The organism is Actinoallomurus sp. NBC_01490 (genome assembly GCF_036227085.1).
GTDB lineage: Bacteria > Actinomycetota > Actinomycetes > Streptosporangiales > Streptosporangiaceae > Actinoallomurus > Actinoallomurus oryzae.
On record NZ_CP109433.1, the window covers coordinates 9615343 to 9630410 of the forward strand.

Here is a 15068-nt window from a genome sequence, read left to right on the forward strand (position 1 = left end):
CGCCCCGCGGGGCGGAGATCTAGGCTCGCGCGTTACAGCAAGGGCTCCTGGCCTCCGTCGTAGACGATCAGGCCGTCGTCGCGGAGGCGTGCGCCGGGGGCCGGTTCGTGGCGGGTGAGACGGCCGTCGTGCATCAGGTGCTCGACCGGGACGCCGCGGGCCAAAACGAGGAAGTCGGCGATCATCCGGCGGTGACAGCGCCACCAGACGGACTCGCTGCACATCACCGCCTGCTCGCCCGCGAAGCCGAGCAACGCGTCGATCGCGGCGGCGAACTCCGGCGTACGCATGTGCGCCGCGTAACCCCGGAACATCTCCTCCCGCCAGAAGATGTCCGGCGAGTCGGGCGGAGGCCGCCGAAACCCGCCGAGACGCTTGTCCCATCGGTAGCCGATGCCGTCCGCGGGCAGCCAGGACTCCAGCGACGCCCGGGCGACGTGCGGGTTGCGGCGACTGCCCGGCGCCGTACGGACATCGACCACCAGTTCCACACCGGCGCCCCGCAGCAACCCGGCGATCTCCTCCTGCGATGCCGTCCCATGACCGAACGTCCGAACAGTACGCATCAGCCCAACGCCGCCTCACTCAGCAAGCTGCCCCTCCCGCAGAGATACCCCTAAGCAGCGCGGGAGGTCATCGCAATGCGGCTTCGATGAGGGTGGCGGCGGCGAGTAGGCGTCCCTCTTCGTTCGCCGGGGCCACGAGTTGGAGGGAGCCTGGCAGCGCAGAGCCCTTGACGGGGATCGGCAGGGACAGGGCCGGATCGCCGGACAGGTTGAAGGGGAGGGTCAGCGCGGTGAGATCGACGTCGCGTTCGGCACCGATGCGGGGTGGTGGCTGGGTGATCGTGGGCAGGGCGAGCAGCGGATAGCGTTCGAAGAGCTTGTCGAGGAACTCCCGCAGCGTCTCTTTCGTGGCGTAGGCCTCGTCGAGCATGCCGTCGGTGATCCGCTCGCCGCGCTCGATGCGGCGGCGGATCCGCTCGCTCATCCGGTCGGGGTACGCGAGGAGGCTCCGGTGTGCGCGGAAGCCCTCGCCGAGGATCAGTCTGTTTCCGGCGTCGAGGGCGGCGGGCCAGCAGTCGGCCGGTTCATCGGCGAAGACGAACCCGGCGGCGCCCAACGCGGCGTCGACGGCGGCGTCGAGCTCGGGGGCGACGGGTGTGCCCGCCGGACGCAGCCGTCCGATCATCGCCCCGGCGTCGAACGAGCCGGAAGCGAAACCCGGCTCCATCAGCGTCATGCCGAGCGTCAGCGCGGCGACGTCGGGCCCGAGCGGGCCGACCGAGTCGAGTGTCGGGGCCAGCGGGAACACCCCGTCGACCGGCACCCGGCCTCGCGTGGTCTTGAGCCCGGCGACACCGCAGCAGGCGGCCGGCACACGGACGGATCCGCCCGTGTCAGTGCCGAGCGCGACATCGGCCTCGCCCAACGCGACCGCGACCGCGGAACCGCTGGACGAACCACCGGGCACGCGGCCGGCGTCGAGGGGATTCTCCGGAGTCCCGGTCCAGGGGTTGACGCCGTCGGCGGCGCGGCACAGCTCGGTGAGGTTGGTCTTGCCGACGATCCGAGCCCCCTGCCGGCGAGCGGTCGCGACGACGGGAGCATCGTGCTCCGCGGCCACGGCCTGCTCGCTGATGACCGGGCATGCCAGCGTCGTCGGCGACCCGGCGACGTCGATGGCGTCCTTGACGGCGAGCCGCGGCCCGTCGCCCTGCGCGGTGAACTTCTCCAGCCAGATGGTCACGACGACATCATGGCGTGAGGGGGACGGATGAGATAGACCGTGCGCGCGCCTGTGGACAACCCGAGCGGCGGGGGAGGTCCCTCTCAAAGTTCCCGTGCGGGGGCGAGCGGCGTTCAGGACGACGCAGGGCGGGCGGGCTATCAGGGACTGCGTGTTGAGAGCCGCTCGGGTCGGCCCGGGTCCGGCCGGCGACCGACGGCGGCGCCGCCGAGGACCCCGCCGACGCCGAGGGCCCCGCCGACGCTGAGAGCTCCCCGCGCCTGCACGGCGACCATCGCCGTCACAGCGCAGTGTGCGTTCGACCAGGCGGCGCAGATGGTCGAGCACGCGAGAAGGCCCCCCTGCACGCCGCAGAACAGCGGGGCAGACAGGTCCCTGTGCGGAACAGCGATCACGTGTCCTACGCGAGTCCGAGCCACGGCACCCGCCACGACGCAAAAGCTCGAACACGCGGCGAAACGCCGCCTGGACACCACGCCACACGGCAGCGAGACAACCACGCAGCCCACCAACACAGAACAGCGGTCAAACGCCATCCACGAGACCGAGCCACAGCACCCACCACGGCACAGCCCGAACACGCGCGGAAACGCCCGCCCGCGCGCCGGCCTCACACAACAGCGGGCGATCAGACGGGCCCCTAACGCGGGCCGGTGGTCAGACGTTCTCCGCGAGTTCGAGCCACTGTTCTTCCAGCTCCTCGCGCTCGGTGCGGACGGTGCGCAGGTCCGTGTCGAGGGTGAGGAGCTTTTCGTGGTCGGTGGCGTGCTGTGCCATCAGGTCGTGGAGCTCGGCCTCTCGTTCGCTCAGCCGGGAGATGCGGCGCTCGAGGCGGTCGAGGTCCTTCTTCGTCTGCCAGGCGTTCTTGGAGACGGTCGGCTTGGGTGGCTCGGCCGGGCGCGCGGGCGGCGACGGTGTCGGTGTACGGCGTCGGCGGTCGAGGTATTCGTCCACGCCGCCGGGCAGCATCTTCAGGCCACCGCCGCCGAGGAGGGCGACGACATGGTCGCTGACCCGCTCGAGGAAGTAACGGTCGTGGCTGACGAGGACCAGCGACCCGGGCCATCCGTCGAGCAGGTCCTCCAGCTCGGTCAGCGTCTCGATGTCGAGGTCGTTGGTCGGCTCGTCGAGGAGCAGGACGTTCGGCTCGCCCATGAGCAGGCGGAGCAGTTGCAGGCGCCGGCGCTCGCCGCCCGACAGGTCGCCGACCGGTGTCCACTGGGCGTCGCCGCGGAAGCCGAAGCGTTCGAGCATCTGGCCGGCGGAGAACTCCTTCTTGCCGACCGTGAGGCGCCGCTTGATCTCCTCGATCGTCTCCAGCACACGGCGCGAGGGGTCGAGCTCACCCAGCTCCTGTGACAGGTGGGCGAGGCGTACGGTCTTGCCGGTCACCACCCGGCCCGCCCGCGGGCGTACGGACCCTTCGAGCAGCCGGAGCAGCGTGGTCTTGCCGCTGCCGTTCACCCCGACGAGCCCGATGCGGTCACCGGGGCCGAGCTGCCAGGTCAGATGCTCGAACAGCGTGCGGTCGCCGACCTGGACCGTCACGTCCTCCACGTCGTACACGGTCTTGCCGAGCCGCGCCGTGGCGAACCGTACGAGCTCCACGCTGTCGCGCGGCGGCGGCTCGTCGGCGATGAGGGCGTTCGCGGCCTCGACCCGGAACTTGGGCTTCGACGAGCGCGCCTGCGGGCCGCGCCGGAGCCAGGCCAGCTCCTTGCGCAAAAGGTTCTGCCGCTTTTCCTCGGCGGCGGCGGCGAGCCGGGCCCGCTCGGCCTTGGCCAGGACGTACGCGGAGTAGCCGCCCTCGTACCGGTGGACCTGCCCGTCGGCCACCTCCCAGGTGCGGTCGGTCACCTCGTCGAGGAACCAGCGATCGTGGGTGACCACGACGAGCGTGCGGTCCTTCAGGTGGCCGGCGAGCCAGGCGATCGCCTCGATGTCGAGGTGGTTGGTCGGCTCGTCCAGCATGAGAAGGTCGGTCTCGGGGACCAGCAGCGCGGCGAGCGCGACCCGCCGCCGCTCGCCGCCGGACATGCCCGCCACGGGAGCGTCGAGCGGCACGTCGGCCAGCAGACCGGCGAGGATGTCACGGGCCCGCGCGTCACCCGCCCAGTCGTGCTCCGCCCGATCTCCGAACACGACGGAACGCACCGTCGCACCGTCGGGAAACGCGTCCCGCTGGGCGAGGTAGCCGATCCGCGCGTCGCGCGCACGCGTCACGCGCCCGTCGTCCGGCTCGGTGTGCCCCGCCAGCAGGGACATCAACGTGGACTTGCCGTCACCGTTACGGCCGACGATGCCGACCCGGTCCCCCGCCGCGACCCCGAGCGAGACGCCATCGAGCAGCGGAACCGGTCCGTACGCCTTGCTCAGACCTTCGACATTGATGAGATTCACAACGCCAGTAAGGCTATCCGCCCGCACCGGGCGCCGGGCAACGCCGAGGTGGTCCTGTGGATAAACCGGGTGCCCCACGTACGTCGCGGCACTGCTGTCGCACCTGGCGCGGGCGGCGCTCTCGGGCCACGGCGGCCCCCGCAGGCTTTCCGCGAAGGTACGGAGCCGCCGTGGCCGGACACGCTATCCGCCGATGGTCACCGAACTTTTCTCACCGTCACTCCGTGGTGCGCCGATGGTGTTCGCGGCCTGGATGAGTGCGTTCACAAAGTCGATGTCGGTCTGTGGGACGGACGAATACCCGATTTCGATCTCCTTGTAGCTCATCGCGCCCATGGTCCATCGGTTCGGCCAGAGCCTGGTTGCCGGCCACCGGACGCGTCCTACCGTGCGCCGGTGCTCTGGCGTACCTTGCTCAGTAGATAGAAAAAGATGATCGCGGCGACGACGCCGGGTATCCATACGTAGAGGCTGATCTCGTTGAGAGCGGCTGCGACGAATAGGCCGCATGCGGTGGCGAGCCACAACAGCCCAAGGGCCAGCCGCCAAGGTGTGGAGACGGCCCCCTTGATGGAACTCCAGCGCCCGATGTCGAACAAGACAACGATCGCGAAGAAAAGAATTGGAATACCCAGCACTACGTAGGCGATGACCACGGCATCCTCCATCGGTGAACGAATCGACGCGTCGGGGCAGATCCCGCGGCCTAGTCGAACGTGCCCACGTCGGCCCCAGCGGAAATGTACTGCGAGTCCTACGTCGACTCAGGAGAACTTCGCAACCAAGGCACGGCCCAACTCAAGCGCCTGCTGCTGCGCCTGCACTTTCGAAAACTCGGTGACGTGCGGAGTGGCCCCGCGTGGGATGCGGGCACGGCATCCGCGCCGTACCACTCAATCTCGATCACAACGTTTCGCACCATGATGGCGAGCTGTACACCATTCAGCAAGCGCCACCCCAAAAAGTATCGTAACTCTGTTAGGCGAGAGCAAGTACGTTCACGAGGGCCCTGCGCACAGAGGCTGGCGGCGAGGCCACCGTAAACTGGAAGACGGAGCCTCACAGTTTCTGTAGCACGGTCTTAGCCAGGAGTTCGGCGGTGGCGCGGCGTTGGTCGCCCGAGCACACGTTCGGATTTCGGACGCTGCACGTCACCCGGACGAACAGGTTGCTCGTTCGGAAGGCGACGAGAGGAAGACCCTTGTCCGGAAAGACGCAAGACTGATCGACCGTGATACCGCGCGCGGGCGTACATCCGGCCTGCGTCAGCTCCTTGCCGTAGACCTTCACGATGGCCTGCACACCGTTGTCCACCGCGTTCTCCCTACCAAGCTGGACAAATACGGCGACCTGGCCGAACTTCGCATCGGGATGACTGGCGTCCGCAGGCTTCATCCATGAGCACTCCTGCACTGCCGCCACCGCCTTGTCATCGACGCGCTCACCCGCCACCGCCGCCCCGGTCAGCCGCTTCACCAGGGACGGGGGTATCAGTGAGCACGAGTCGGGCGTCTTGGTGAACCTGCCGGCATCCGAAAAGCCTGGATGATGCTTCTCAACCGAACAGCCAACGAGAAGAAGGGCAGCACACACCACCACGGGAACGGCCCGAGTGGTCGTCATCGTTCGCCGCTCCACAGGAACGCTAATCCTTCCGGAAGTGCCACTTTTTCGCGATCAGCGCGCTCGACGGGAAATCGTTCGGCTCGATGATCGCCTGTACCTCAGTCATGGTCTGCTTGCTGTTCGTGATGTAATCATGAAGCGTGTTGCGGTGCTCGATCTCCCATTTGGCGATCGTCGACGCGAATTCCGACAGCAGATTCGCTGCGGCCTCCGTCGTCCGGAACATGTTCTGAATCTTCCAGGGAGCGTATTTGCTCATGGTGACGGCGACGTCGGCCATCTTCTGCACGGACTGGTTGTACACCTTGATAATCTCGCTGTAGGCCTGCAAAAGCTGCTTGCATACCGCGATCATGTGGGTCGCGTTGCTATTGGAGACCTGGACCGCACCGTTGGTCCCGGTCAGATATCCGGAGAACGATTCGTATGCAGGTCCCTGCCACCAACCTCCCAGATTACTCAACGTCTTCGTGAGCACGCTCGCCGATCCGCCGACCAGATTATTTGCCGCGTCTGACCACACGTCATAGGCGTGGAGAACCACATCGGGGCGCCCGGCCATGTTCCGGATCCTCTGCACGCTCGCCCGAGCGCTGTCGTGACCCCCGACGGCGTCGATGCCCCGCATGATGATCGACTCGGCCTGGCGTGGATAAGCCACCTCGTCCGGCAGCCCATAGTTCTTAAATCTTACGTCCGGCATCGCTGAACCCCCCATCTACCTTTGCGCCGTCAGATACCGATGTCGGGCCGCACCATCTTGACGGTGGCTGTCACGCGGTGGTCGTTCTGTTCATAGTAGTTAGCCACCAGGTGGAGACCGTTGACTCCCGAAGACAGTGACTGCGATCCGCGCCAGAGCTTCTGGACGACCTGTTCGGCGTAGGAATTGAACTGGCTGGGATATCCCACCTCACGCCCGATATTCCCGAACGCGTCGGGCGGAAGTTCGGCCGTCCTGATGTTCTGCCAGGCCTTCTGCCAGTTCTGCGAGGCGACATTCAGGTGCACTGCCTGGTTGCGGATCTCCTCGGCGGCGTAGTAGATCTCATCATCCTTCGCCATTCACATCACCCCGTATTTTGACATCACTGCCACATCTTTCGCACCAGGTCATCGATATGCGCGTCACGCGCACCGAGCGCACGCCGGCGAGCTACGGTGATGGCCTCGAGCACGCGAGGCCCCAACTTGGACGCGTCCCCGGTCTCAAGGCTGTCCGGGTTGAGCCGTACACGGATGATCCGTCCGTGGCCGTCGACCGTCACGGATCCCATACCGGACTCAATCTCACAGCGCGCTCCCTTGTCGACCAGGGACCCGTCGAGCTCGTCGATCTTCGTCAGTACGGCGTCGATCGCCTCGACGCGGCCGGTGATGGCCTGCAACGCTGTGATGATCTGGTCCTTCAGCGGATCTTCCGACATGGCTACTCGTCAGCCCCTAGAAACGATTTGGCCAGCCTCCGGCGCAGCTTCTCCACGACGAGATCGGCTCGCCTGACGGTCAGCGTGATGTCCTTCTCGAGACGCGCTGAATTCTGCCGTGAGATCACGTCGTTCCGTATCTCGAGGTCGACCAGAGTGCCATGGCCGTCCATGGTGACACGCACCCCCTTGTCGTCGGACTCGACGGTGATCCTCTTGGTTGCGAGCTTCTGCTCGAGCTCGCGAATCTCAGCGATCTTCTTCATGGGAATTCCCGTCTCGACCGGTGCGCCCGGCGGCGAGCGACGATGACAAGGACGACCGCGAGGACTGCTATCGCTCCGCCGATCGAGACCACCGCCATGGTCGTCGATACGGCGCCGCCGCCGGTGTTCCGGCTGTGGACACTCCGCCGGACCGCAGCCTCGGGAGTTCCGCGAGGAGCCGTGCCGTAACGATTGGCCTGCCATTCGTCGAAACGGGCGTACACCGGGTTCGGAGCATCAGCCGGTACCGGGTAACGCTGCGCGTTCATCGCGCTGGTGATCTGAATCGGCCCGTAGCCGGTCTGGTCGTTCCAGGCCGGCGCCTTCGGGTGGTACGCAGTCGCCATCAGCCGCTGCACGACGGTGCGGGCCGGCATACGCGGGTTGTGAGAGCGGATGATGGCGATGGCAGCCGACACGAGTGCCGCGGAGAGGCTCGTTCCGGTGACGTGCGGGGCGAACCGACCGGTCTCCCCGACGACAGGTCCCACGCCCGGGGCCGCGACAGCGACGTAGGACTGACGCTGGGTTCCAGACCAGGGACGCAGAGACTTGTCGACCCCGCCGACCGCGACCACACCGGCACACGAGCCCGGAAGCTCGGGCCAGTTGGTCGTGTTCCCCTCATTGCCGGAGCTCGCCACCACAATCACGTCGTGCGCGACGGCGTAGGCGATGGCGTCCTGGACGCCGGGGTCGCAGTGATCGGGCCACGTGGCCGACGTGATGCCCTGCGAGATGTTGATAACTCCAGCCTTGTGATCGACGGCGAACCGTATCCCGCTCGCCATCGCCTCGTAGAGACCGACCGAGTCACCGAATTCTGCTGTGACGTGGACCGGCAGAATCTTTGCGTCAGGAGCAACACCGACATAACCGGTGCTGCCGCCTCCTTGGCCGGCGATCAGCGCCGACAGACCGGTCCCGTGCCCGCCCTCCTTGTCATCGAAGTCCTGGCGCCCGTCGCCTTTTCTCCCGGTCGTGTCGGTTCCTTTGAGGACAACACCGGCGAGCTCGGGCAGAGACGCGTTGACCCCGGAGTCGAGCACCGCGACGGTGACGCCCGCGCCCCTGGACTGCGGCCAAACATATTTCTCGATGCCCCAGACGGAGAACCACCATTCGCCCGGGAGCGGCCGGAGTGCCGCCGACGCCGGGCGGCCCACCATGACCATGAGCATGACCGCGGCGACGCCTGCGAGCAGTCGCCTCACTCGATTTTTCCGATGATCGGGCCCGGCGGCTCAAGGTCATCGATCGTCGCGGCGGCCTGCTCTTCGAGGCCTGCCGACTTCGCCAGAAGTTCGGCGACTTCCTGCTGTGGGTCCTGCGGCGAGTCCTCCCCGCTCAGCTCCTCAAAGAGATCATCGATGACCTTGTTATCGGCGTCCGACAGGTGAATTCGCAGAGGTTCGTCGATCCACTCTCGGTCAGTCTCGGTGTCAACAGCGATCAGCTTGGGTGCTGCCTGCACATCGCCGGTCCACACCTTCTCGTCTTCGGACAGCCAGCTCCGTCGCTTGCGTTCGCGGTCTCGGCGCTCGGCACCGACCGGCAGCCCGGTCATGCCCGCACGCGACGCACTGCTCATCTCAGCGGCCTGAGTCTCCTGCGCGGCGGCGGCCTCATCGGACAAGCCCGGCGTCATCCGACCGGCTCCACCATCCATACCACCGGGGACCCCGGTGATGACGCTCGGGGCGATCGGTCCATAGCCGGACGCCGGTACGCCTCCGGGACCCACGGCGGCGACACCTCCTCCGAGAGGAAACCCGCCCAATTGGCCCGGAGCAGCCCCGGCAGGAGGCGCAACGGATGGAGGCAGGCCGGCGAGCTGGGTACCGCCGTCTCCGATCTGATTCGGCTCCGCAGCGGCGTCCAGCCGGTGACCATGTGACGCGGATGAACCATCGCCGTCACCAGGGTAAGAGAAGGATGACCTCCCGGATGTTCTTGAAGCCGCCGAGTGTTCGGGGCTCCAGCCGTCGGAGTGATACTTCTCGTCGCCGGGCGGGAGGGTTGTGGACAGGTCCTGGGGCAGGGAGCCCCACGCCTGGGCGACGCGTTCGTTGGCTCCGGTCATCCAGCTTTGCGCTTCTGACAGTGACTTGGACGGGGGCTTGTTGTACTTGTACCAGGCCAGGTGCTCCGAGCCATGACGCTCGATCGTCATGCCGAACGTCTTCGCGGCCTCGCGGACCGTCGCGGCGGCGGACCACATCTCTCGCAGCTGTGACTGGGCGGCAGCCGCGTCCTTGCCCTCCCACGCGTCGTGGAGGTCCGTTCGCATGTTGAGCAGGACGCCGGCGATCTTCTCGTACGCCTCGGCGAACCTCTGGTAGCCGCGGCCCGAGGCAGCGACCGCCTCAGGGTCGCTGGACTTCAGCAGGGCGTCGATGCTCTTGGGGTCGGTGTACTGCGACGGCGCCCCCGTCGGGGCCATGGATCGCATCGGGGAGACATAGGAGTCGACCATCTCAGTCCCTCGCGTCCGGGTTCAGCGAGTTCGGAGACGCGGTCGGTGGCGGGGAGCCCGGCGAGCCGTGCTGGAACAGGTCGGTGGTCGGTACGGTGTGCAGGCGCTTGTCGACGGCGGCGATTCGCCGTTCGAGGTCGGCCTCGGTCGCGTCGTAAATGTGGGCCGAGGCATGCAGCTTCTTAATCATGTCGAGCACAGCGTGCAGGAAGCGGCTGTGCTGGTCCACGAGTGTGTCGTGGCCCGACTGGACGCTCGGGTAGAACGCCTGGGCGGCGTCCCAGGCGCCGTACGCCGCCTTGCTCGCCGGCTTCAGGTGCTCGTCCACCGCCAGCATGTCCTCCAGGTGGGAGGTCAGACGCTCGGCGATGGCTCGCACCTGGTGACGATCCATCTTGGCGTGGGCGGACGCGTCAAGTCCGGGCCATTCACGGTACGGGCCCAGTGGTACGGGTCCCTGATCGACAGGCGACATCGCACTCCCCCTCAAACGCGCACAACGCGCCAAGGCCGCACACCCCCGTGTAAAGCCTCCAAGACTTTACAAAGCTTGACACGCGGGGTCCAGATGCCGCTTGACCAACTTTACCGTTCCGTGACGCTCGGTACCGAAAGACAGCACAGAGCCACTTATCGGTCGTCCGAATCAGATCAAGACAGCACCTGGTACAGGGCCCCGAGCCTGGCGGACGGCGGAGAAGCGGCCCGTGCCCGACAGGGTCCTCCCCAAGGCCGCGGCGTGCGAGGCCGAGGACGCCAAGAAGGCGCACGTCGGGCCCGAGCCCGACACCAGGGAGCCCACCGCACCGCTCTCCACGCCCACGGCCAGCGCGGCGGCGAGGGACGGGCGCAGGCTCAGGGCCGCGGGCTGCAGGTCGTTGGTGAGCGCTCGCCCGAGCGCCAGAGGGTCGCCCGTCTTCAACGCGGCCATCAGATCATCCGACACCACCGGCCACGCGGCCGGCGCATCGGCCCGCAGGCGGTCGCATTCGGCGTACACCGCCGGCGTTGACAGGCCGCCGTCCGCGTACCCGAACACCCAGTGGAACTCCCCCACCGCCTCGACCGGGGTCAGCCGCTCGCCCCGGCCCAGCCCCACGGCCGTGCCGCCGAGCAGGGCGAACGGGACATCGCTGCCGATCCGCGCGCCCAGCTCCAGGAGGGTCTCCCGGCTCATGCCCGTCCCCCACAAGGCGTCGCACGCCACCAGGGCCGCCGCCGCGTCGGCGCTGCCGCCGGCCATTCCGCCGGCGACCGGGATGTCCTTGCGGATGTGCAGGGCGACCCGGGGTTCGACGCCGGCGTGCGACGCGAGGAGCCGTGCGGCCCGTACGGCCAGGTTGTCCGGGCCGACGGGAACGCCCGCCGGACCCTCCACAGTGATCGTCAACGTGGCGGCCGGGGTCGCGGTGACCTCGTCGAACAGCGAGACGGCGTGGAAGACGTTGACGAGGTCGTGGTAGCCGTCGTCACGGACCGGGCCGACGCCGAGCTGGAGGTTGACCTTGGCGGGTACGCGAACAGTGGTCACGGTCACGGAATGCTAGGGGATGCTCGTCGCTGTCCGGCGATCCGGGTGAAGGCCGCGACGTCGAGCGCCTCTCCGCGCGCGCCCGGGTCGACGTCGGCGGCGCGCAGGATCCGCTCCGCCGCGGCGGCCGAGCCCGCCCACCCGGCCAGGGCCGCCCGCAGGGTCTTGCGGCGCTGCGCGAAGGCCGCGTCCACCACCGCGAACACCTCCGTACGGGGGACCCCCTGCGGCGGCTCGCGCCGGGTGAAGGCGACCAGGCCCGAGTCGACGTTCGGCACCGGCCAGAACACGGCCCGCCCCACGTTGCCCGCCCGGCGCGTCTCGGCGTACCAGGCCATCTTCACCGACGGCACGCCGTACACCTTGCCGCCCGGGCCGGCCGTGAGCCGGTCGGCGACCTCGGCCTGCACCATGACCAGCCCGTGCCGCAGCGTCGGGAACGCCCCGAGCAGGTGCAGGACGACGGGCACGGCCACGTTGTACGGCAGGTTCGCCACGAGAGCGGTCGGGGGTTCGGGCAGCTCGGTCACGCGCAACGCGTCGCCGGTGACCACCGTCAGGCGGTCGGCGAGCGACGGCGCGAACTCGGCCACGGTCCGCGGCAGCCGCCCCGCGAGCACCTCGTCCACCTCGACCGCCATGACGCGGCGGGCCTCGGGCAGCAGCGCCAGGGTCAGCGAGCCGAGGCCGGGCCCCACCTCCAGGACCGCGTCTTCGGCGCCGACCTCGGCGTCGCGGACGATGCGCCGCACCGTGTTCGCGTCGATGACGAAGTTCTGGCCGAGCGTCTTGGTCGGGCGGATGCCCAGGTCGGCGGCGAGCGCGCGGACGTCCGCCGGCCCGAGTAGTCGTTCACCCACACCCCCAGTGTCCCGTACGTGCAACAGTTCCGGCGCCGGGCCCGTCCCCGTACCTGAGGAGGGTGCCTTGAATGGAGCACTGAGCTTCGAAGAGTTCGTCGGATCCCGCGCCGACGCGTTGATGCGCTACGCCTATGTGCTGACCGGCGACCCGCACGACGCCGCCGACCTGTTGCAGGAGGCGCTGGTACGCGTACGCGCCGCCTGGCCCGGCGTCGTCAACAAGCGCGAGCCGGAGGGATATGTACGCACGACCATGGCCCGGCTGCACATCAGCATCTGGCGGAAACGCCGCCGCGAACGCCTGATGCCCGAGCCGCCCGAGCGGGCCTACGACGACACGGCGCTGGCGCGGGCCGACGGCGACGGCGGCCTGTGGCGGGCGCTCTCCGGCCTGCCGCCGAAGCAGCGGGCCGTGCTGGTCCTTCGCTACTACGAGTCGCTCAGCGACAACGAGATCGCCGAGGTGCTCGGCATCTCCCGCGGCACCGTACGCAGCCAGGCGTCGCGTGCCCTGGACAAGCTACGGACGTCCTGGCGTCCGTCCGTGACGAACGGGAGTCTGCGATGACCGAGGAACTGGAGCAGGCCCTGCGGCGCACGTTCGCCGAGGCCGCCGACCGCGCCCCGAAGGCCCCGCCGGGCATCGGCCTGGAGGCACGCCCCGCGCGGCGAACCCGCGCCTATCCGCGGGTGGCGATGGCCGCCGCCGCCGTGGCCATCGCCATCGGGGGCGCCACGCTCGGCGGCCGTGCGCTGCTGACCGGCACGCACGCGTCCGGCACCGCCAGGACGGCGGCGTCCCCGGCGCTGCACCGCCTGACGAAGACCGACGTGCCGCCGATGGCGAAGGTCTGGCCCCAGGCGATCCACCGGGTGGCGGACACCCTGCCGAACGGGCGCAAGTTCCTGCCGCTGACCTTCCTCGACGGCCACACGCTGCTGGTCAACACCGAGTCCAGCTTCGAGAAGGCCGACGCCCTGTACGCCTACGACCTGCGCCGGCACACGACGAAGCAGATCACGACGGTCGTCACGCCGCCGAAGACGAAGCTGTTCGCCTCCGGCTTCGCGACCGGAGGCGGGTACGTCGCGTGGTACCTCGCGGGCGACTACGGCACCGAGATCTGGGCGGCGCCGCTCTCCGGCGGCAAGGCTCGCCTCGTCAGCCGGTCCGACACCCCCGTGCCGACCGCTCTGGCGATCGACGGCGGCAAGGTCCTGTGGTCGGTGAGCAAGACCGGCGGCGTCTTCCGCGCTCCCGTCACCGGAGGCACCGCCGAGGAGGTTCCGGACACGCGCGGGGCCTACATCCTCCAGTGGCCGTGGGTCGGCTCCCCACCGGCGGTCCGCGACGGCAAGGTGGGCGTCACGGGCTTCGCGAACGTGCGGAACGTCACGACCGGGGAGACCCGTACGGCTCGTCTCACCGACCGCGCGTCCTGGAACTGCGGCCCCACGTGGTGCGTGGGCCGGGACTCGCATTTCGTCTCCGAGGCGCAGCGCCGCGACGGCAGCGGCCGCCACGCGATTCCGGACATCGAGGCCGTTTCGAGCACCCCCCCGTCGCTGGACAGGTTCGTCATCACCTTCCCCGCGAAGGGTGCCATCGCCGTGTACGACCTGCGGACAGGTAAGGCCGGTGATCTGGGAATCAAGCAGCAGGCCAAGGACTCCTTCACCTTCCGGCTGCCCGAGGACCCGGCGAACCGCCTCTACTACACCATGACGGACGGCGGGTACGTGATCGTCGATCTCGGCGCGATCTGAACGCGGGGCCCGCTCACCGGCGATCGAAGACCGAACGACCGGCCCACGACGGTGCCGGGCCGGGGGACCCGGTCCCGTACGTGGCGGTCGCGCGTGCGGCGACCGGCCCCGATGGGCACCGGGCGACGGCGAGACGACGACCCTGGGTCACCAGGATCCGAAGACGCGCTCGCCGTTGCGGCTGATGGTCTCGCACAGCTCGGCCAGGTCCATGCCCTTGACCTCGGCCAGGCAGCGGGCGGTCAGCGGCACGAGGTACGGAGCGTTCGGCCGGCCGCGGTAGGGCACCGGCGTGAGGTACGGCGCGTCGGTCTCGACCAGCAGCAGCTCCGGTGGCGCGACCTCCGCGGCTTCGCGCAGGTCACCGGCGTTCTTGAACGTGACGTTGCCGGCGAAGCTCATGACGTAGCCACGGTCGGCGCAGACCTTGGCCATCTCGCGATCGCCGGAGAAGCAGTGGAAGACGACCTGCTCCGGCGGACCCTCCTCGGCCAGGATGCGCAGGACGTCGTCGTGGGCGTCGCGGTCGTGGATGACCAGCGCCGTGCCGGTGCGCGTGGCGATGTCGATGTGCGCGCGGAAGGACCGGTGCTGGTCGCCGGGGTCGGCCCAGTCGCGGTAGTAGTCGAGCCCGGTCTCCCCGACCGCGCGGACGTGCGGCAGCGCGGCGAGGGAGGCGATCTCATCGAGCACCTCGTCGGTGGCGTCGCCCGCGTCGTTGGGGTGGATCGCGACCGCCGCGTAGACGTCGTCGTGGGCCGCGGCCGCCTCGGCGCACCAGCGGGAGGACGCCAGGTCGTACCCGACGGTCACGACCCGGCGGATCCCGACGGCCTGACCCGCCGCGACGACCTCCGGGACCGGCGTCTTGAGGATGTCGAGGTGGCAGTGGCTGTCGAACACCTCGGCCGGCAGCGGCTCGGGAGGCGGCGGTGCCGCCTCCCGCGAGTCGCCGCGGCTCAC

General features: G+C 68.8%; 18 protein-coding genes. 2 read left to right on the forward strand and 16 right to left on the reverse strand.

From position 1 onward, the window contains the following. Positions 1-32 precede the first annotated feature (32 nt). From OG417_RS44060 to rsmA, 15 genes are all read right to left on the reverse strand, one after another. Complete coding sequence (locus tag OG417_RS44060; RefSeq protein ID WP_329242435.1) at positions 33-566, reverse strand: DUF488 domain-containing protein; 534 nt, start codon at positions 564-566, stop codon at positions 33-35. A gap of 67 nt (positions 567-633) precedes the next feature. After that, positions 634-1749, reverse strand: a complete 1116-nt coding sequence (locus OG417_RS44065; RefSeq protein ID WP_329242437.1) for an amidase — start codon at positions 1747-1749, stop codon at positions 634-636. Positions 1750-2406: 657 nt separating this feature from the next. After that, complete coding sequence (locus OG417_RS44070) at positions 2407-4149, reverse strand: ABC-F family ATP-binding cassette domain-containing protein (protein ID WP_329242440.1); 1743 nt, start codon at positions 4147-4149, stop codon at positions 2407-2409. Positions 4150-4332: 183 nt separating this feature from the next. Beyond that, positions 4333-4476 (reverse strand): hypothetical protein, encoded by a 144-nt coding sequence (locus OG417_RS44075; protein WP_329242443.1) that lies wholly within the window; start codon positions 4474-4476, stop codon positions 4333-4335. A 56-nt stretch (positions 4477-4532) separates the two neighbouring features. Then, a complete protein-coding gene (locus OG417_RS44080) occupies positions 4533-4805 on the reverse strand; it encodes a hypothetical protein (RefSeq protein ID WP_329242445.1) in 273 nt (90 codons plus the stop codon). A gap of 403 nt (positions 4806-5208) precedes the next feature. Beyond that, positions 5209-5625 carry a hypothetical protein gene (locus tag OG417_RS44085; protein ID WP_329242447.1) on the reverse strand — a complete coding sequence of 139 codons (417 nt, stop codon included), beginning with the start codon at positions 5623-5625 and terminating at the stop codon, positions 5209-5211. A gap of 169 nt (positions 5626-5794) precedes the next feature. Further along, entirely contained in the window at positions 5795-6478 is a 684-nt protein-coding gene (locus OG417_RS44090; protein ID WP_329242450.1) for a hypothetical protein, read from the reverse strand. 29 nt (positions 6479-6507) lie between these two features. Then, positions 6508-6840 carry a hypothetical protein gene (locus OG417_RS44095; RefSeq protein WP_329242453.1) on the reverse strand — a complete coding sequence of 111 codons (333 nt, stop codon included), beginning with the start codon at positions 6838-6840 and terminating at the stop codon, positions 6508-6510. 23 nt (positions 6841-6863) lie between these two features. Beyond that, positions 6864-7202, reverse strand: a complete 339-nt coding sequence (locus OG417_RS44100) for a YbaB/EbfC family nucleoid-associated protein (RefSeq protein ID WP_329242456.1) — start codon at positions 7200-7202, stop codon at positions 6864-6866. 2 nt (positions 7203-7204) lie between these two features. Then, positions 7205-7468 carry a YbaB/EbfC family nucleoid-associated protein gene (locus OG417_RS44105; RefSeq protein ID WP_329242459.1) on the reverse strand — a complete coding sequence of 88 codons (264 nt, stop codon included), beginning with the start codon at positions 7466-7468 and terminating at the stop codon, positions 7205-7207. Further along, positions 7465-8637, reverse strand: a complete 1173-nt coding sequence (locus OG417_RS44110) for a S8 family serine peptidase (protein WP_329242462.1) — start codon at positions 8635-8637, stop codon at positions 7465-7467. Before OG417_RS44110 ends, OG417_RS44105 begins: the two co-directional genes overlap by 4 nt. 41 nt (positions 8638-8678) lie before the next feature. Then, positions 8679-9944 carry a hypothetical protein gene (locus OG417_RS44115; RefSeq protein WP_329242465.1) on the reverse strand — a complete coding sequence of 422 codons (1266 nt, stop codon included), beginning with the start codon at positions 9942-9944 and terminating at the stop codon, positions 8679-8681. 1 nt (position 9945) lies between these two features. Continuing rightward, positions 9946-10323 (reverse strand): hypothetical protein, encoded by a 378-nt coding sequence (locus OG417_RS44120; protein ID WP_329242468.1) that lies wholly within the window; start codon positions 10321-10323, stop codon positions 9946-9948. Positions 10324-10590: 267 nt separating this feature from the next. Further along, a complete protein-coding gene (locus OG417_RS44125) occupies positions 10591-11481 on the reverse strand; it encodes a 4-(cytidine 5'-diphospho)-2-C-methyl-D-erythritol kinase (protein ID WP_329242471.1) in 891 nt (296 codons plus the stop codon). Continuing rightward, complete coding sequence (gene rsmA / locus OG417_RS44130; protein WP_329242473.1) at positions 11478-12335, reverse strand: 16S rRNA (adenine(1518)-N(6)/adenine(1519)-N(6))-dimethyltransferase RsmA; 858 nt, start codon at positions 12333-12335, stop codon at positions 11478-11480. The genes OG417_RS44125 and rsmA overlap by 4 nt, the downstream gene beginning before the upstream one ends. A gap of 67 nt (positions 12336-12402) precedes the next feature. On the opposite strand from rsmA, the gene OG417_RS44135 reads away from it, so the two are divergent. Both OG417_RS44135 and OG417_RS44140 read left to right on the forward strand, forming a co-directional pair. Continuing rightward, a complete protein-coding gene (locus OG417_RS44135; RefSeq protein WP_329242476.1) occupies positions 12403-12906 on the forward strand; it encodes a SigE family RNA polymerase sigma factor in 504 nt (167 codons plus the stop codon). Further along, on the forward strand, positions 12903-14105 hold the full coding sequence (locus tag OG417_RS44140; protein ID WP_329242479.1) for a hypothetical protein: 1203 nt from the start codon (positions 12903-12905) through the stop codon (positions 14103-14105). The genes OG417_RS44135 and OG417_RS44140 overlap by 4 nt, the downstream gene beginning before the upstream one ends. 147 nt (positions 14106-14252) lie before the next feature. On the opposite strand, the gene OG417_RS44145 is transcribed toward OG417_RS44140, so the two are convergent. Then, on the reverse strand, positions 14253-15068 hold the full coding sequence (locus tag OG417_RS44145) for a TatD family hydrolase (protein ID WP_329242481.1): 816 nt from the start codon (positions 15066-15068) through the stop codon (positions 14253-14255).